The sequence below is a fragment of the Cognatundibacterium aquatile genome (genome assembly GCF_014699135.1).
Classification (GTDB): Bacteria; Pseudomonadota; Gammaproteobacteria; order Burkholderiales; family Burkholderiaceae_D; genus Undibacterium; species Undibacterium aquatile.
Map to the genome: position 1 here is coordinate 928,275 of NZ_JACOFT010000001.1, position 16,593 is coordinate 944,867.

Consider the following 16,593-nt stretch of genomic DNA (forward strand, 5'->3'; position numbering starts at 1 on the left):
CTTAATGTTAAGCTAGCAACGATAGGCAATATTAAATAAACTAAACTTCCTTGGTTTTCTGCCCGAGCCTGTAATCAATGAGCGCTATTTATCGATGTCACATCAGTATGTACTAGAATTTGCTGCACTGTCTGATATCGGACGAGTCAGGAAACATAACGAAGATGCGATCGTTGTCTGTGCTGATTACGGCTGTGTTGTGCTTGCGGATGGCATGGGAGGATACAAAGCAGGAGAAGTTGCCAGTGCGATGACGGCAAAGATTGTTGCTGATTATCTCTGCGCAAAACTGGATTCAGCTTGGTATACAAAATTGGGTTTCCAATCGATTCATTTGTCGCGCTGGATCTCAGATGCCATTCATTTAGCAAATCGTCAGGTCGTGCAGACTTCGCAGGAAAATCCGGAATGTTTTGGTATGGGAACAACAGTGGTTGTAGCATGTTGTACTCAAGATAAAATTTTATTTGCACATGTAGGCGATTCCAGGGCATATCGCTATCGTAATCATGCGCTTGTAAGAATGACGGAAGATCATTCCGTGCTCCAGGAGCAAATCAATGCAGGTTTAATTTCAGAATCGCAGGCACGGTTTTCAACGATCAAAAATTTGATTACGCGTGCGGTAGGAACCCAGGAGAATATTGAGGTAGACCTGAGTGTGCATCAGGCAGATGAGACCGATGTGTATATGCTCTGTTCTGACGGATTGACTGACTTGCTTGCTGACGATCAGATACAGGACATATTGCGGCAGTACGAAGGTAATTTACAGGCGTGTTGCAGGGCATTAATTGATTGCGCAAATGAGGCAGGGGGTTTTGATAACACTTCTGTTGTTTTGTTTAAATTAAAGGCGGTATCAGGTCCGTCGTGGGTGGAGAAATTGCTATTTCGGTAATTTTTTAAATTGAATGAGTGAGAGATGATTTATGGCGAAAATAATCGTCACCTTTAATGGATTGGTGCAGCAAGAAGTTAGTATTAACAAGTCCCGTATTACGATAGGTCGGCGCATTGGGAACGATATAGTCATTGACCACCTGACTGTCAGTGGTCAACACGCGGCGATCGATACCACGTCAAACGGTTCTTTCGTTCTCGATTTAGGTAGTACCAATGGCACGTTGGTCAACAATCAGCCAGTCAAAAAGCATTTACTCCAGCACGACGATGTCATTGATATCGGTAAGTACAAATTACGCTTTCAGGTAGAGAAGAGTGCGCAGGTCACAGCAGTTTCCTCAGTTGCTTCGGCGTCAGTGATGGCACAGGCTCCGGCGAAAATAAAAGTGATCAATGGCGCGAATGCAGGTAAAGAACTGGCATTGACAAAAGCAGTGACGACAGTGGGTAGTCCCGGAACGCAGGTTATTGCAATTGCAAAGCAAACGGACAAATATATTGTCCGCCATGTGGAAGGTAAAGAATTTCCGAAAGTGAATGGGCAACTGCTTTCAGATCAGCCGCATACATTACAGCATGGCGACGTGATTGATATCAGCGGTACTCACATGCAATTCAGCAATTAGTTGCCAATACCATAAATATTTCCGACTTCGAATGTAAATTGCTGACAAAAAATGTCATTGATTGACGTAGGGTGTCATTTTTTTTATGTTCATCTTCAATGTTAACGTCAATTTACTCTAGCAGCTTAATATTAAATAGCTGGCACACAGTTTGCTGTAAGGTGAGCAGGGTCATCCTTTTTAATTGTTATCCGGAGAACTATATGAAATCTATGAAATTGGTTAAAAAAGTACAACAAGGTTTTACTTTGATTGAATTGATGATCGTTGTCGCGATTATCGGTATTCTGGCTGCAGTGGCGTTGCCTGCCTACAACGATTACACAACACGTGCTCAGGTTTCTGAAGCGGTTGAATTACTTGGCGGTTTGAAAGCCCCTATTTCTGCATACGGTTACGAAAATAAAGCATGGCCAACTTTGACTCCAACGCCAACATTAGCTACTGATGTTGCTGCAACATTGACTGGTAAATACTCGAATGTCGCTAATGCAGTTACAGGAGCGTTCCCTGTAGGTTCTATTAAAGCGACGATGAAAGCAGGTCAGGCAAATACAAAGGTCGTCGGAATGGCTACGGCCGATGGTGGTCAAACTTGGGACTGCACCGCCGCGAATACAATTACTACAGTTGATATCAAGTGGTTGCCACAAGCATGTAAATAATTTAAATGCGCTTCTGAGGTAATGCTCCTTTAGAAGCGTTTTTTTTGAATCATTACCTGGAGAGTTAACATGAAATCTATGAAATTGGTTGGAAAAGTACAACAAGGTTTTACTTTGATTGAATTGATGATCGTTGTCGCGATTATCGGTATTTTGGCTGCAGTGGCATTGCCTGCGTACAATGATTACACAACACGCGCACAGGTGTCTGAAGCGGTTGAATTGCTTGGCGGTTTGAAAGGACCTATTGCTGCATACGGTTACGAAAATAAAGCATGGCCAACTTTGACTGCAACGCCAACATTGGCTACTGATGTTGCTGCAACATTGACTGGTAAATATTCGAATGTCGCTAATGCAGTTACAGGAGCGTTCCCTGTAGGTTCTATTAAAGCGACGATGAAAGCAGGTCAGGCAAATACAAAGGTCGTCGGAATGGCTACGGCCGATGGTGGTCAAACTTGGGACTGCACCGCCGCGAATACAATTACTACAGTTGATATCAAGTGGTTGCCACAAGCATGTAAGTAATTTATACCTCTTGCTGTGTAAAAAAGGGTGCTGGTTTTCGGCACCTTTTTTTTTGAGTCGTTCCTTGCCGAGAGATTGCCATGTATAAAAAACTGTTTCAAAGAGGATTTACTCTGATAGAGTTAATGATAGTGGTAGCCATCATTGGTATTTTGGCCGCAATAGCATTACCCTCATACCTCGATTACACCACTCGTGCACAAGTGTCTGAAGCGGTGGAGTTGCTTGCGGGCGTGAAGGGACCACTTGCCGTTTATGGTTATGAAAATAAGGAATGGCCGGGTTTAGTCGATACTTCGCCTACGGCAACGCAAATTAATGTTGCTCTGGTGGGTAAATATTCAAAAATTGATAGTACTGTGCAAGGAACTTATCCTGAAGGCAGTATCACCTCGGTGATGACTTATGGTCAGGCGGAAACTAAGAAAGTGGTATTTAAAACGCCTGACGGTGGAAAAATCTGGGATTGCAGCACAGGTGCGGGTACTGACATCGATCTGAAGTGGCGCCCTCAGGCATGTAAATAAGTCTTTGCAGACTGTGCCGAGTCTTTTCATATTTGAAAATAACTTTTTGTCAGTACGTATCACTCCAAAACAAGTTGGATTAGTTTAGAATTCAGGACAAAGAAATAGCTGTTGTTGTGACACGATAGTCACCAATCATTTTTCTTCATGTTTCAACTTAAGGCATTCCTACAGAATGCTTTTTTTATTGGCAGCTTGATTATGTCCGGACTTTTTTTTCGTTTGCGTGCGTCAGGAATGCATTTGGTGGCATCTGCGATCATTGCCAGTGTCGTTGCGGGCACCATTCTGTTTTTGTGGTATCCAGGCCAATATGTTGACATTTGCAAAGGAATTCAGTTGATATGGCTGGTGATATCCGTTGATATCGTACTTGGCCCGCTGCTGACATTTGTCGCATTCAACCAAAAGAAGAAAAAATCAGAGTTGTTGCGTGATATCGCGGTGATTGGTATTTTACAAATTTCTGGCTTGATCTACGGGGCGCACATAGTCTATGTCGCCCGACCGGTTGCGATGGTTTTTGAGGGTTCTCAGTTTCGTATCGTGACAGCTAACGATGTCGATACAAATGAGCTGCCATTGGCACGGGAAGACATGCGTAACTTGTCGCTGACAGGGCCGATTTTACTGGGCGTTCGGGATTATAAGGACGCTGTCGAAAAATCAGATGCTGCTTTTCGTGCTTTTTCTGGCTATGACATTGGTGCCAGACCGTCTTTTTGGCAAGCTTATGCCGATTCTCAGGCGAAGGTGTTGAAGATAGCCAGACCGATTGAGTTGCTGATTAAGAAGTATCCGGAAAGTAAAGTTGAGATAGAGCATCAACTGAACAATGTTGGTTACGCTGTCGCCAACGTGAAGTTTTTACCAGTATTAAGCCGAGACTCAGACTGGATTGTAGTTATTGATGCCAACACAGCTAAGCCTTTGTTTTTTGTCCAGAAGGACGGATTTTTCTGATCCTCAACGTTTGAGAAGTATTCAATTTTTCATTCTAAACAGAAGCGTTTTTTTCATAGATCGGTTTTGTTAAATGATGATGTTCTTCACGTGGTGATGGCTTCATGTCTGGATGGAACAGGAACTTATTTCCACGTAAGCTAATGTCAAATAAAAATAATATAAATTTTGCGATTCTCGGACTGAGTATCGTTTTCTCTTACTTGCTGCCAATTCACATTCATCCTTTACGTACGTTTTATCAGGATGCAATCGTTATTCTTGGTTTGTTGCTGGCTATCCTTAGCTTATCTTTGAATGGGCAATTGAAGCTACGATTCAATGGGCTATCTTTGATTTGCATTGGGCTTGCGAGTTGTATTTTGTTCCAATTCCTTTTGGAACATTCGCAAGCATTGGAAGATTTGTTTATTCCTTGCCTGTATTTGTTGTTACTTCCTTTTGCTTATTCTGCTGGGGCATCCTTGTCGACCGAACCCGAGCAGCAGGAAAAATTATGTCTGGCGTTTGCCTATGCCTACGTTCTAGCAGGGGGGCTCTCCGTTGCTATGCAGATTGTGCAAATTTCCGGTTTGCATTTGGGCTCACTGGTGATGTTTATTTCTAACACGGGTTCTTTCCCCAGGCCATACGCGAATGTTGCGCAACCAAATCAGTTAGCGCTTATGCTCTGTTTTGCTCTTGCGTCAACTTGGTTCTTATATCGAAAAATAAAAATTACCAAGACTGTTGCTATTGTCGCCGCAGTCACGTTGATCGTCGGTTTAGTGTTTACTCAGTCGAGAATCGGCTGGATTATTCTGCCCATGTTTTGTTTCTATATCTGGAAGACCCAAACGGATGTAAATGAGCGACGGGCACCCGCGGCATTTTTTATGTTATTGCTGATGGCTTATTTTCTGATGGTGTTTGGTTTGTCTCACATCATCGGTCATTTCGGTTTTTCCGGCGGCTCCGTGGCCGAGCACGTTGGTGGCAGATCTGAGCGTATGGGTTTATGGGCGCAAGCCTGGTCAATGGCGGCTCATCACCTATGGTTTGGTGTCGGCTGGGGTGGTTTCGGCCCGGCGCAAGTTCACATTGCCGCTGATTTTCCATCGTCCACTTATGCCGAACATGCGCATAACATCGTGTTGAATTTCGCTGCTGAATTAGGCTGGCCTTTGACGGTGTTGATTTTTACAGGTCTGGGTTGTTGGTTTTATCGGGCTTGCATGCAGCCTGTGAAAACTTCCACAAGACAGTTTGCCATTCTGTGTTTGATTGCAGTATTTGTTCACAGTCTGGTTGAGTTTCCTTTGTGGTATGGATATGTGTTGTTCCCGACGGTTATATTCATGGGAATGTTACATCAGATGCGTTGGTCAGGCGGTGGCGTCATGATTCGCAAAGCTCTGATTATTCCGGTTGTTGTGTTTGGACTTTTTTTGACGGGAGCAATTACCTGGGATTATCAGCGCGTGGTGACAGGTTTTAATGTTCTGAGATGGGAACAGTCGGGCACGAAAGTCGATGTACGTTTGCTTGAACAGCCTGAATTCACATTTTTTCCGCAATTTTTTGCGTATTTTAAGTTGATGAAAATAGAGCCGGCAGAAGGTATGTCGAAAGAGACTATCGCCTACGTTGAACATTGGACTCCACGTTTTGGCTTTGTGCATATCTTAAATAAGATGGCTGAGATTTATGTTCTGAATGGTGCCCCTGAAAAAGCAGAACGCATGATGCAGACGTTGCAGCGTCTGCATCCGGATCTTTATCCCGATTATTTTGACTACTGGAAAGCAAAGGGTAATATTGACGCGCGTTATCACGCTGTTTTTGTGAATATGCCAAGGCGCGACGCGCCCTGATCTGACAAATTGCTAAATAGCCTCATCTGCCAGACTCACCCAGTCACCGGATTTTCCACCATGCTTTTCGAGTACCCTGACATCACTGATGACCATACCTCGATCAACTGCTTTACACATATCATAAATCGTCAGTAAGCCTATCTGCGTAGCGGTGAGTGCTTCCATTTCGACGCCAGTTTTCCCGATGGTTTCTACTTGAACAATACACTGAACAGTAGAGGTTTTTTCTGCAATGTTAAAATCGACGTTGACTCTGGTAAGGGCCAGTGGATGGCATAGGGGAATCAGGTCGCTGGTTCGTTTTGCTGCCATAATTGCAGCAATGCGCGCAATGCCAAGGACATCGCCTTTTTTTGCTGAACCTTGTTGAATAATGGCGAGTGTCTCTGGTTTCATTCGTATATTTCCTGCTGCGATGGCAGTACGATGCGCGTCTTTTTTTTCTGCGACATCGACCATATGTGCCTGACCTGTTTGGTTAAAATGTGTCAGACCAGAATTCGGGGCTTCAGTAGTCATATTTAAGGTGAAAAGTTGAAGATATTCGGAGTGTTTCCATTAACGGATCATGATAGCACCGCGGAATCAAAAAATAACCACATGAAGAAAAAGCTGTTCTGCTATGGTGCGCTGACTTTCGCTTTGTTAATGTCAGCATCATTTTTATCCGTGTCTGCAGCGCAAAATTTACCAACCTTGGGCGATACTTCCCGTGAGGAATTGTCGCCACTTATGGAGCGTAAGTTGGGTGAGCAAATCATGAACAGCGTCCGGCGTGATCCGGATTTCATGGATGACGGACCAATTTCTGAATATCTGAACCGGCTGGGCAATAAAATGCTGGAAGCCCGCCCCGATGCGAGGGGCGAGACGACCTATGATTTCGAGTTTTTCGCAGTACGTGACCCGGTACTCAATGCGTTTGCGTTTCCTGGTGGTTTTATTGGATTTCACTCTGGTCTGATTCTGGCAGCACAATCTGAGTCCGAGCTTGCGTCGGTCATGGGGCATGAAATAGGGCATGTCGCGCAACGTCATATTGCCCGTATGCTGACGAGCCAGAAATTTGATTCTTTTATTCCTTTAGCAGCATTAGCTCTGGCAGTGCTTGCTGCCCGTACCAGCCCTGACGCTGCAATGGCGGTTGCGATGGGCGGGCAGGGACTGGCAATACAGCGCCAGCTCAATTTCAGTCGCGAAGCGGAGCGTGAAGCTGACCGGGTTGGTTTTCAGATTTTAAATGACAGCGGTTTTGACACTGCTGGTATGGTGAGCTTTTTTGGTCGTTTACAAGCATCTATGCGTAACTACACCGATAACGCTCCTGCCTATTTGCGCAGCCATCCATTAACCAGCGAACGTATTGCAGATATTCAGGCGAGAATGTTGGATCAGCGCTACCGGCAGCGGGCAGATAGTCTGGAGTTCTACCTGACTAAGGCACGAATCCGGGTGTTGCAGGATTCGACGATACAAGGTCTGATGGATGCGAAGGTATTTTTCGAAACGCAAATCAGATCAGAGAAAGAAGAGGACAAAATTGCGGGTACTTATGGCCTTGCATTTGTTGCTTTTAAACAGCTGGACTTTGCTAACGCCAGAGTCTTGCTGGAACAAGCGAAAACCAGACTCGAAAAATCGCAAGCAAATAAAAACATACTGAATACCAGCAGTATGTTTGCCAGTCTGGCGATCGATATTCAGTTGGGAAGCAAGCAATTTGAACTGGCTGCAGCGAGTGCAGAAAAGGCAATGCAGCAACTGCCATTGTCGCGCGGTCTGGTATATCAATATGTTGAGGCCTTGTTATCTGCTAAGAAATATGAGGTTGCCGGTGCATACCTGCGGGATCAGCTTGTGATGTACCGGCAGGATGCAAGGCTGCAGAATTTACTTGCAAAGGTATACGCCGCTCAGGGTAAGCAAGCGCTGCAACACATTGCCTTAGCCGAAGCCTACGCGATTCAGGGCAGCTGGCCAGCCGCGATACAGCAGCTGGACATCGCCAGGAATGAGAAGGATGCGCAATACTACGAGCAGTCAGTGATTGATGCGCGCGAGCGGGAATGGAAAGAGCTGCACAAAGAAGAATTGGCCGAAGAGCGCAAACGTAAGTAGGCAAGCAAGACAATATTGATTATGGATGATCTGCCGCCGGATGTGATTTAAAGCCCAGCGTCGCCATTAAGTCTGCGAGTTCATTTTTTGCAACGGGAATCGCACAGTCACTTTTTCCGTGAAAACACCAAACCAGTCGTCGTTTGCAATCAGCCTGATTTGTCTGATTCAGCCAATCCATCAGATCATTGTCGTCCAGCAGTTGATTGTTTTCATACAACTGACTGCTTACCTCCGCGAGGTCGCGGTCGTCTAATTGTGCCAATATCTTATTTGATTGCAGTATCAGATTTCCTTCTGAGTTAAAAAATGCTGCATCTGGCTGTGGCAATATTTCCCCGGTATGCAGAGTAAATCCGGCACAGGAAGTGCGGGCGATATACGGCGTAGCTTCCAGATCTACATATACTCGCTGCGGGCCATTCTGGAAGTACCATTGGCCTTTGTCATCGTGCTGATAATTCCGGTCGATAAAACTCAACAAGCTTGGATGGCGGATGATGTCGCCCGGCAGGTTCAGCGCCTGGCATCGTGCATCGCGCATGCGCCAGTTGCCGCGCGCATCCAAAGTTAACCAGCCGTAACAATCGGGCACATCGGGCCACTTTGCCATTGCTGCTTTGACGATGTCATCCATGTGTCGCCTTGTCAAAAAAGTGAAGGATTTTTTGTGGTAACCAATCCAGTTGCCCTGGAATTTTTCCGCTGACGAAACCAACATGCCCACCACGATCAGGGTAGTCGAGTTGCACGCACTTCGCTGCCTTCAATGGTAAATACTGGCCGGGAAGAAACGGATCATTTTTTGCGTTCAACACCAGCGTAGGAATAGTGATGTCGTTCAGCACGTGTTTTGCACTGGCTCTGTGCCAGTAATCATCCGTATCCAGATAGCCATGTAACGGCGCAGTGACGACATTATCAAATTCGTATAAATTTTTTGCTTCAAGTAAGCGATTACTGTCGAATAAACCCGGAAATTGCTCCAGCTTGCGCAAACATTTTGGCTTCAAGGTTTTTAAAAACATGCGGGTGTAAAGCATGTTGATGCCGCTGGATAAGGACGCACCGCCTTGCGCCAGATCCAACGGTGCGGAAACAGCGCAGGCAGCATGAACAATAGTCGCTTGTTGTTGCGATTCACCGATCCAGCGTAATAAGGCATTTCCACCGAGCGAGACGCCAGCGGCAAAAAAGGGCGCAGCCGCATTCTTTTGACAATGTTGTGCATGCAAGCGACGAATGATCCAGTTAATTTCTTCGGCATCGCCAGAATGATAAAAACGTGGTGCCTGATTCAGTTCTCCTGAGCATCCGCGGAAATGCGGAATTGCCCCCGACCAGCCGCGCGCCTGAACAGCCGCCATCAATGCACGTGCGTAGTGGCTGTCACTCGATCCTTCCAGACCATGAAACAGGACAACAAATGGTTGCCCAGCTTTGCCATCGATAAAATCAACGTCAATGAAATCATTGTCGGGAGTGTCCCACCTTTCACGACGGAATCTGACCGCTGGCTTGCTGATGCATGTGGCCGGATAAATTGTTTGCAGATGACCACCGGGTAGCCATGCAGGAGCCAGATATTTCATCACGTTTTAATGCAGAACACTGGCTTTAAATAAATCCAGGGGGGCTTTGCCCGCCGCAACAGAGGCGTGATGCATGGTGATGCGCCAGCCATGCGGTGTTTTGAGATAAACGTTCGTCGCCAGTATGTGAACTTCCGGCATCGCGTCGCTGGTTTTCGTGACTTGCTCAATCACGCTGTGTACGGCTGTCGCCATCGTATGCGTAGCATGCAATTGTGTCGGATGAATCTGCACACTGCCCCTTTCAAAGATAGCCTCAAAAGATGCGCGTATTGCTGCATGCCCTATCAGGCGCGCAGCACCGGGGTGAATGCAGACGATTTCTTCGTCATCGGCCCATAGCGCCATCAGTGCGTCGAGATCGGCGCGGGCAAGGGCAGCATAAAATGCTGCCTCGGCTTCATCTGCACTACCGTTAAATTGCTTTTTGGCTGACATAGCTGGTGGTGCTGATTAATGCCCTTTAAGGACAGTACCAGGCGCTAATTTATATTGCGTACCGCAGTATGAGCAGGTTGCTGAGCCGCCATGCGACAGATCCAGGAAAACGCGTGGATGTGAAGACCAGAGCGGCATCGCAGGATTAGGGCAATAGGCAGGCAAATCTTTGGCTTGCAGCTCGACAACGTTATTCGCGGTGTTAGATGTGGTCATGATGATTCCATAAAGTTAAAACGCCAGACGAGAATTTTAACGGATTCCTGCCGCTTGCAGTCGCCTGATCAGCGTGCTTTTTGATTCGACGGTAAAATCGCGGACTTTTCTATTGCAAAAAATCTCATGTCATTTGAATCTGATCAAGCCGCTACCAAAGCCGCGCTGAAAGTGGGAGCACCCACCTGGTTCGGTGTCGGTGCATGGGGGCTGGTGGTCGGCGTTGCCATGATTAAGGCAGGGCTGAGTGTGCCACAAGCCCTGGGAATGACGCTGATCGTCTTCGCCGGTTCCGCGCAATTATCGTCGCTGCCACTGATTGCGGCGCATGCGCCGTTATGGGTGATTTTTGTGACTGCCTTGGTAGTGAATTTGAGGTTTGTGATTTTTTCAGCGCTCTTGTCACCGCATTTTTCCCATCTGCCGTGGCGCACCCGCGCCTGGCTCGGGTATTTATCCGGCGATTTTTCTGTCACTTTGTTTATTCAGCGTTTTCCTGAGTTCGCTGATGCAAAAGGGAAGCTTGCCTACCTGAAAGGCCTGATCTTCCCTAACTGGGCTTCCTGGCAACTCGGTTCCGTGATTGGTGTTCTGTTAGGTAGTCAGGTGCCAGCGAGTTGGGGGCTGGGATTCGCTGGCACGCTGGCAATTCTCTGCATCATGTTGCCGTTGATGATGAACCATGCCGCGATAGTCGGGGTATTGGTTGCCAGTGTTGTGGCACTACTTGCATTTGCAATGCCATATAAGCTGGGGTTGTTAATTGCTGTTATTGCTGGCATGGGGACGGCGATGTTGGTCGATGAATGGCGCGAATCACGTCGCGACCGACACGATAGAAAGGGCAAGCGATGAGCGCCGTTGATATTTGGATGGTTATTTTTTTATTGTTTCTGGCAACCTTCATCGCCAGAAGCAGTTTCTGGCTGGCAGGAAATCGGATTCAATTACCCAAGCGCGTACAGGAAGCCCTGCGCTATGCGCCTGCCTGTGCGCTGGCTGCCATCATCGTTCCGGATTTATTACTGACTAACGCGCAACTGGATGTCAGTTGGCATAATCCCCGGCTGATTGCCGGAGTGCTCGCTACCGTCTTTTTTCTGATTCGCAAAGATATGCTGCAAACCATCATTTTTGGCATGCTGGTATTCACGCTGGCACGGCTTTATCTGTGAATTTCAACATGCGTCACTGGTATGCATGCAATTAGACCGGAAAACGCTGTGGCAGGCGCTGGGGCTTTGGTAAAATAGCGGTTTAATCCGCGTCAGCATCGATTCAAACAGGCAACAGTGAAGAAATACCTGGTTGCTGTTGGCTGCGCTGGCCGGAAGACTGCTTTTTAACCTTGCCCCCATAGACTACGATGCAATTCAACCGACTCAGCGATCTGATCGCAGCTAATCAGCTTCAAGGCAAACGTGTTTTTATCCGTGCCGATCTCAATGTGCCACAAGATGACAACGGTAATATCACCGAAGATACGCGTATCCGTGCTTCTGTGCCTGCGATAGCACAAGCATTGCAAGCTGGGGCGGCAGTGATGGTGACATCTCATCTCGGACGTCCGACCGAAGGCGAATTCAAGCCTGAAGATACGCTGACACCCGTTGCTGTGCGCTTGTCCGAATTGCTGGGTGTGCCTGTGACGCTGAAGCAAAACTGGGTAGATGGCGTCGATGTCGCTCCTGGCCAGGTGGTATTACTGGAAAACTGCCGCGTCAACAAAGGTGAAAAGAAAAATGACGACGCGCTGGCGCAGAAAATGGCAGCATTGTGCGATGTGTATGTGAACGATGCGTTCGGTACTGCTCACCGCGCCGAAGCAACAACGCACGGCATTGCAAAATTTGCGCCGATTGCCTGTGCCGGTCCTTTGTTGTCCGCAGAGTTAGATGCATTGGGCAAGGCGTTGGGCCATCCGGCGCGCCCGCTGGTCGCAATCGTCGCCGGCTCTAAAGTTTCCAGTAAGCTGACTATCCTCAAATCGCTTGCAGATAAAGTCGATAACCTGATTGTCGGCGGCGGTATTGCGAATACCTTTATGCTGGCTTCTGGTCTGAAAATCGGTAAATCGCTGGCAGAAGCTGATCTGGTCGATGAAGCAAAAGCCATCATCGACATGATGGCAAAGCGTGGTGCTTCCGTGCCTATTCCTACCGATGTGGTGTGTGCAAAAGAGTTTTCCCCGACAGCAGTGGCGACTGTGAAGCAAGTGGCCGATGTCGCTGATGACGACATGATTCTGGATATCGGTCCGGTGACCGCAGCGCTGCTCGCAGAGCAAATCAAAAAAGCCGGCACTATCGTCTGGAACGGTCCGGTCGGCGTGTTTGAATTTGATCAGTTTGGTAACGGTACGAAGGTATTGGCGCAGGCCATTGCGGATTCTGCCGGATTCTCGATTGCCGGTGGTGGCGATACACTGGCGGCGATTGCGAAGTACCACATTGCTGATCGCGTTGGTTATATTTCCACCGGCGGTGGTGCTTTCCTCGAGTTTTTGGAAGGCAAGACTTTGCCTGCGGTTGAGATACTGTTGCAACGCGCGGCAAAATAAGGGTTCTTTGCTGCAAAGCTTGATCATCGTTTAGCTTCATCTTATAAAAAATAATTCAGGAGACCAGATGCTGCGTGCAACCAAGATCGTCGCCACCATAGGCCCCGCGTCTAACGATGTGGCAACCCTCAAACGCATGATTAAGGCGGGCGTGAATGTTGTGCGCCTGAATTTTTCTCATGGTAAGGCGCAGGATCATATAGACCGTGCCGCGATGGTGCGTCAGGCGGCGGCTGAATGTGGTTGTGAAGTTGCCATCATGGCAGACTTGCAGGGACCTAAAATCCGTATCGGCAAGTTTGAAAATACGCGCATTGTGGTTGCTGATGGCGATAAATTCATTCTGGATGCCGATTGCGTTATCGGTAACCAGGAGCGAGTCGGCCTGGACTATAAAGCCTTGCCACGCGATGTACGTGCTGGTGATATTTTGCTGCTCAACGACGGCTTGATCGTGCTGCAAGTTGAACGGATTATCGGCAACGAGATTCATACCGTTGTGAAGATTGGCGGTGAGCTGTCGAACAATAAGGGAATCAATCGTCAGGGCGGCGGCCTGACGGCACCTGCGCTGACGGTCAAAGACATGGAAGACATCAAGACAGCGATGTCTTTTCAGGCTGATTACGTCGCCGTTTCCTTTCCGAAAAATGCGACGGACATGGAAATGGCACGGCATTTATCGAATATTGCTGGCGAAGCCTATAATCACAAGCCGATGATGATTGCCAAGATTGAGCGTTCAGAGGCGATCCCGGCGCTGCAGGAAATTCTCGATGCATCTGATGGCATCATGGTGGCGCGTGGTGATCTGGCTGTTGAAGTCGGTAATGCCGCTGTGCCTGCGTTGCAAAAACGTATGATCAAGATGGCGCGCGCGTCAAATAAACTGGCGATTACCGCGACCCAGATGATGGAATCCATGATCGTGAATGCGGTGCCGACGCGTGCGGAAGTATCCGACGTCGCCAATGCAGTACTGGATGGCACTGATGCTGTGATGGCATCGGCCGAAACGGCTTCAGGTAAATATCCGGTCGAGACAGTGGAAGCCATGTCGGCCATTTGTCTTGATGCCGAGAAATTTCAGGAATCCAAGCTCGATTCCGATTTTATGAATCTGGCGTTCACCCGTATTGATCAGTCGATTGCGTATGGTGCGTTGTTTACGGCGCATCATCTGGGCGTTAAAGCCATCGTCGCTTTAACAGAGTCTGGCTCGACGGCTTTATGGATGAGCCGCCACAGTATTAATGTGCCTTTGTTTGCGCTGACACCAAGTATTGTCACCCAGCGTAAAGTCGCGCTGTACCGTAATGTCAGTACCTTCAATTCGCCGTATTCGACCGATCGTGATGCGGTGTTGAAAGCGGCAGAAGCTGTATTGCTGAAAAAAGGTTTTGTCAGTCAGGGCGATAAGATCGTCGTGACCTGGGGCGAACCTATGGGGCAGGTCGGCGGCACGAACGCAATGAAAATAGTGAAAGTCGGCGACAACTGAGTTTGCCAGGTTAAATTTTTTAATAGTACTTCTGGAGTTTATTATGCCTCTCGTATCCATGCGTCAATTGCTGGACCACGCCGCCGAAAACGGCTACGGTCTGCCAGCGTTCAACGTCAATAATCTGGAACAAGTTACCGCGATTATGGACGCCGCCAATGAAGTTGGCGCTCCTGTGATCATGCAAGCTTCTGCCGGTGCCCGCAAGTATGCCGGTGAAGCATTTCTGCGCCATCTGATTGAAGCTGCGGTTGAAGCGTATCCGCATATTCCTGTGGTCATGCACCAGGATCACGGACAATCACCTGCCGTCTGTATGGCTGCGATTAAATCTGGTTTCACTTCGGTGATGATGGATGGCTCGCTGATGGAAGACGGTAAATCGGTTGCCAGCTACGAATACAACGTGGAAGTGTCGCGCGAAGTAGTGAAATTCTCTCACTCCATCGGTGTGACAGTCGAAGCCGAACTCGGCGTGCTCGGTTCACTCGAAACCATGATGGGCGACAAGGAAGATGGCCACGGTGCCGACGGTAAAATGACACGTGAACAATTGCTGACTGACGTGCAGCAAGCCGCTGATTTCGTCAAACAAACGCAATGTGATGCGCTCGCGATTGCGATCGGTACATCGCACGGTGCGTATAAATTTTCCCGTAAGCCAACCGGCGACATCCTGGCGATCGATCGCATCAAAGAAATCCACGCACGCATTCCTAACACGCATCTGGTGATGCATGGTTCTTCTTCCGTACCACAAGAATTACTCGAAGAAATCCGTCAGTTCGGTGGCGACATGAAAGAAACTTACGGCGTGCCGGTAGAAGAAATCGTCATCGGTATTCAGAACGGCGTGCGCAAAATTAATATCGACACCGACATCCGTCTGGCGATGACAGGGGCGATTCGCCGCTATATGTTTGAAAATCCGGGCAAATTTGATCCACGTGATTACCTGAAACCTGCACGCGAAGCTGCAAAACTGGTGTGCAAGGCGCGTTATCTGTCTTTCGGCTGCGAAGGTCAGGCCGCGAAAATCAAACCTATGGCGCTCGAAAAAGTGGCCGAGCAATACAAAAAAGGCGCTTTGTCGCAGATCGTCAACTAAGCTGACGTCGTATCTCAGGGCGCAGAGTATGCGCCCTGCGCATTTTTGCTGAATCAAAATTGTTGCGCCGTGAGGTGCTGAAAAAATCATGACTACCCAAATTAATTCCACTCTTCATTCGCTGCCATTGTTAGGTCGTGGCAAAGTTCGTGATAACTACGCTGTTGGTGACGATAAATTGCTGATCGTGACCAGCGATCGTTTATCTGCATTCGACGTCATCATGAACGAACCAATTCCGGATAAAGGCCGCGTCTTGAATCAGATGGCGAATTTCTGGTTTGAAAAGCTCGGTCACATCGTGCCGAATCATCTGACCGGTATCGCACCTGAGACTGTGGTGGCGGCCGATGAAGTAGCGCAGGTACGCGGTCGCGCGGTCGTCGCGAAACGCCTGAAACCGATTATGGTGGAAGCGGTGGTGCGTGGTTATATCATCGGTTCCGGCTGGAAGGATTATCAGGAAACCGGCGCGATTTGCGGCATTAGCCTGCCTGCCGGTTTGCCGCAAGCGGCAAAACTGCCAGCACCGATTTTCACGCCTGCGGCGAAAGCGGAAATGGGCGAGCATGATGAGAACATCAGTTTTGCAAAAACAGAAGAGTTAATCGGTAAAGAACTGGCCGCGAAAATCCGCGACATCAGCATACAGTTGTACACTGAAGCGGCAGACTATGCGGCAACGCGCGGCATCATCATCGCTGATACGAAGTTTGAATTCGGCCTGGATGACAATGGTGTCTTGCACCTGATGGATGAAGTGCTGACGGCAGATTCCTCCCGTTTCTGGCCTGCGGATTCGTATGCGACCGGCATTTCACCACCGTCGTTTGACAAACAATTTGTGCGTGATTATCTGGAAACGATCACCGGCTGGAATAAAACTGCGCCGGCACCGGCATTACCGGAAGAAGTGATCCAGAAGACCGCGGCAAAATACCGTGAAGCGCTGGAGCGCCTGACTGGCGAGACTTTGAAGGCATAAC

General features: G+C 48.2%; 19 protein-coding genes. 14 read left to right on the top strand and 5 right to left on the bottom strand.

Translation table 11 applies throughout. From position 1 onward, the window contains the following. Positions 1-94 precede the first annotated feature (94 nt). The 7 genes from H8K26_RS04205 to H8K26_RS04235 all read left to right on the top strand — a co-directional run bounded on the left by H8K26_RS04205 (position 95) and on the right by H8K26_RS04235 (position 6,071). A complete protein-coding gene (locus tag H8K26_RS04205) occupies positions 95-901 on the top strand; it encodes a Stp1/IreP family PP2C-type Ser/Thr phosphatase (protein ID WP_190477508.1) in 807 nt (268 codons plus the stop codon). Between the two features lie 31 nt (positions 902-932). Then, entirely contained in the window at positions 933-1,532 is a 600-nt protein-coding gene (locus H8K26_RS04210) for an FHA domain-containing protein (RefSeq protein ID WP_190477510.1), read from the top strand. A 203-nt stretch (positions 1,533-1,735) separates the two neighbouring features. Further along, positions 1,736-2,197, top strand: a complete 462-nt coding sequence (locus tag H8K26_RS04215; protein WP_317889239.1) for a pilin — start codon at positions 1,736-1,738, stop codon at positions 2,195-2,197. Between the two features lie 69 nt (positions 2,198-2,266). Continuing rightward, positions 2,267-2,728 (top strand): pilin, encoded by a 462-nt coding sequence (locus H8K26_RS04220; RefSeq protein ID WP_317889240.1) that lies wholly within the window; start codon positions 2,267-2,269, stop codon positions 2,726-2,728. Positions 2,729-2,808: 80 nt separating this feature from the next. Continuing rightward, entirely contained in the window at positions 2,809-3,255 is a 447-nt protein-coding gene (locus tag H8K26_RS04225) for a pilin (protein WP_190477512.1), read from the top strand. Positions 3,256-3,402: 147 nt separating this feature from the next. After that, positions 3,403-4,218, top strand: coding sequence for a TfpX/TfpZ family type IV pilin accessory protein (gene tfpZ, locus H8K26_RS04230; protein WP_190477514.1), 816 nt, complete (start codon positions 3,403-3,405; stop codon positions 4,216-4,218). Between the two features lie 665 nt (positions 4,219-4,883). Beyond that, complete coding sequence (locus H8K26_RS04235) at positions 4,884-6,071, top strand: PglL family O-oligosaccharyltransferase (protein WP_223826851.1); 1,188 nt, start codon at positions 4,884-4,886, stop codon at positions 6,069-6,071. A gap of 12 nt (positions 6,072-6,083) precedes the next feature. Here the strand turns inward: H8K26_RS04235 and moaC are convergent, their stop codons facing one another. Then, the gene (moaC, locus tag H8K26_RS04240; protein WP_190477518.1) at positions 6,084-6,593 is read right to left on the bottom strand and encodes a cyclic pyranopterin monophosphate synthase MoaC; all 510 of its coding nucleotides are present in this window, start codon (positions 6,591-6,593) and stop codon (positions 6,084-6,086) included. A gap of 81 nt (positions 6,594-6,674) precedes the next feature. Here moaC and H8K26_RS04245 point away from each other — a divergent pair, with 81 nt between their 5' ends. Beyond that, on the top strand, positions 6,675-8,192 hold the full coding sequence (locus tag H8K26_RS04245; protein ID WP_190477520.1) for a M48 family metalloprotease: 1,518 nt from the start codon (positions 6,675-6,677) through the stop codon (positions 8,190-8,192). A 19-nt stretch (positions 8,193-8,211) separates the two neighbouring features. Here the strand turns inward: H8K26_RS04245 and H8K26_RS04250 are convergent, their stop codons facing one another. Genes H8K26_RS04250 through H8K26_RS04265 form a run of 4 tightly spaced genes read right to left on the bottom strand, consistent with a single transcriptional unit; the run spans position 8,212 to position 10,438 of the window. After that, on the bottom strand, positions 8,212-8,829 hold the full coding sequence (locus H8K26_RS04250) for a DUF2946 family protein (RefSeq protein WP_190477522.1): 618 nt from the start codon (positions 8,827-8,829) through the stop codon (positions 8,212-8,214). Continuing rightward, on the bottom strand, positions 8,822-9,784 hold the full coding sequence (locus tag H8K26_RS04255; protein WP_190477675.1) for a YheT family hydrolase: 963 nt from the start codon (positions 9,782-9,784) through the stop codon (positions 8,822-8,824). The genes H8K26_RS04250 and H8K26_RS04255 overlap by 8 nt, the downstream gene beginning before the upstream one ends. Positions 9,785-9,790: 6 nt before the next feature. Continuing rightward, a complete protein-coding gene (locus H8K26_RS04260) occupies positions 9,791-10,222 on the bottom strand; it encodes a YybH family protein (RefSeq protein ID WP_186886163.1) in 432 nt (143 codons plus the stop codon). Positions 10,223-10,237: 15 nt separating this feature from the next. After that, the gene (locus tag H8K26_RS04265; protein ID WP_186886164.1) at positions 10,238-10,438 is read right to left on the bottom strand and encodes a zinc-finger domain-containing protein; all 201 of its coding nucleotides are present in this window, start codon (positions 10,436-10,438) and stop codon (positions 10,238-10,240) included. 126 nt (positions 10,439-10,564) lie between these two features. Between H8K26_RS04265 and H8K26_RS04270 the strand changes: the two genes are divergently transcribed. From H8K26_RS04270 to H8K26_RS04295, 6 genes are all read left to right on the top strand, one after another. Continuing rightward, a complete protein-coding gene (locus H8K26_RS04270; RefSeq protein ID WP_190477524.1) occupies positions 10,565-11,293 on the top strand; it encodes an AzlC family ABC transporter permease in 729 nt (242 codons plus the stop codon). Continuing rightward, positions 11,290-11,613, top strand: a complete 324-nt coding sequence (locus H8K26_RS04275) for an AzlD domain-containing protein (RefSeq protein ID WP_186896532.1) — start codon at positions 11,290-11,292, stop codon at positions 11,611-11,613. The genes H8K26_RS04270 and H8K26_RS04275 overlap by 4 nt, the downstream gene beginning before the upstream one ends. Positions 11,614-11,804: 191 nt before the next feature. Then, positions 11,805-12,998, top strand: coding sequence for a phosphoglycerate kinase (locus H8K26_RS04280; RefSeq protein ID WP_190477526.1), 1,194 nt, complete (start codon positions 11,805-11,807; stop codon positions 12,996-12,998). A 67-nt stretch (positions 12,999-13,065) separates the two neighbouring features. Continuing rightward, entirely contained in the window at positions 13,066-14,499 is a 1,434-nt protein-coding gene (pyk, locus tag H8K26_RS04285) for a pyruvate kinase (RefSeq protein WP_190477528.1), read from the top strand. A 43-nt stretch (positions 14,500-14,542) separates the two neighbouring features. Then, positions 14,543-15,607 (top strand): class II fructose-bisphosphate aldolase, encoded by a 1,065-nt coding sequence (gene fba / locus H8K26_RS04290; protein WP_190477529.1) that lies wholly within the window; start codon positions 14,543-14,545, stop codon positions 15,605-15,607. A gap of 88 nt (positions 15,608-15,695) precedes the next feature. Continuing rightward, positions 15,696-16,592 (top strand): phosphoribosylaminoimidazolesuccinocarboxamide synthase, encoded by an 897-nt coding sequence (locus H8K26_RS04295; protein WP_190477531.1) that lies wholly within the window; start codon positions 15,696-15,698, stop codon positions 16,590-16,592. Position 16,593 lies beyond the last annotated feature (1 nt).

What these genes read in the sequence shown, in the direction of transcription:
- H8K26_RS04215 (WP_317889239.1), top strand. Translation starts at nt 1,736, where the DNA reads ATGAAATCTATGAAATTGGTTAAAAAAGTACAACAAGGTTTTACTTTG.
- H8K26_RS04270 (WP_190477524.1), top strand. Translation starts at nt 10,565, where the DNA reads ATGTCATTTGAATCTGATCAAGCCGCTACCAAAGCCGCGCTGAAAGTG.
- H8K26_RS04255 (WP_190477675.1), bottom strand. Translation starts at nt 9,784, where the DNA reads ATGAAATATCTGGCTCCTGCATGGCTACCCGGTGGTCATCTGCAAACA.
- H8K26_RS04260 (WP_186886163.1), bottom strand. Translation starts at nt 10,222, where the DNA reads ATGTCAGCCAAAAAGCAATTTAACGGTAGTGCAGATGAAGCCGAGGCA.
- H8K26_RS04250 (WP_190477522.1), bottom strand. Translation starts at nt 8,829, where the DNA reads ATGGATGACATCGTCAAAGCAGCAATGGCAAAGTGGCCCGATGTGCCC.
- moaC (WP_190477518.1), bottom strand. Translation starts at nt 6,593, where the DNA reads ATGACTACTGAAGCCCCGAATTCTGGTCTGACACATTTTAACCAAACA.
- H8K26_RS04210 (WP_190477510.1), top strand. Translation starts at nt 933, where the DNA reads ATGGCGAAAATAATCGTCACCTTTAATGGATTGGTGCAGCAAGAAGTT.
- tfpZ (WP_190477514.1), top strand. Translation starts at nt 3,403, where the DNA reads ATGTTTCAACTTAAGGCATTCCTACAGAATGCTTTTTTTATTGGCAGC.
- H8K26_RS04245 (WP_190477520.1), top strand. Translation starts at nt 6,675, where the DNA reads ATGAAGAAAAAGCTGTTCTGCTATGGTGCGCTGACTTTCGCTTTGTTA.
- H8K26_RS04295 (WP_190477531.1), top strand. Translation starts at nt 15,696, where the DNA reads ATGACTACCCAAATTAATTCCACTCTTCATTCGCTGCCATTGTTAGGT.
- H8K26_RS04220 (WP_317889240.1), top strand. Translation starts at nt 2,267, where the DNA reads ATGAAATCTATGAAATTGGTTGGAAAAGTACAACAAGGTTTTACTTTG.
- H8K26_RS04265 (WP_186886164.1), bottom strand. Translation starts at nt 10,438, where the DNA reads ATGACCACATCTAACACCGCGAATAACGTTGTCGAGCTGCAAGCCAAA.
- H8K26_RS04205 (WP_190477508.1), top strand. Translation starts at nt 95, where the DNA reads ATGTCACATCAGTATGTACTAGAATTTGCTGCACTGTCTGATATCGGA.
- fba (WP_190477529.1), top strand. Translation starts at nt 14,543, where the DNA reads ATGCCTCTCGTATCCATGCGTCAATTGCTGGACCACGCCGCCGAAAAC.
- H8K26_RS04235 (WP_223826851.1), top strand. Translation starts at nt 4,884, where the DNA reads ATGCTCTGTTTTGCTCTTGCGTCAACTTGGTTCTTATATCGAAAAATA.
- H8K26_RS04225 (WP_190477512.1), top strand. Translation starts at nt 2,809, where the DNA reads ATGTATAAAAAACTGTTTCAAAGAGGATTTACTCTGATAGAGTTAATG.
- H8K26_RS04275 (WP_186896532.1), top strand. Translation starts at nt 11,290, where the DNA reads ATGAGCGCCGTTGATATTTGGATGGTTATTTTTTTATTGTTTCTGGCA.
- pyk (WP_190477528.1), top strand. Translation starts at nt 13,066, where the DNA reads ATGCTGCGTGCAACCAAGATCGTCGCCACCATAGGCCCCGCGTCTAAC.
- H8K26_RS04280 (WP_190477526.1), top strand. Translation starts at nt 11,805, where the DNA reads ATGCAATTCAACCGACTCAGCGATCTGATCGCAGCTAATCAGCTTCAA.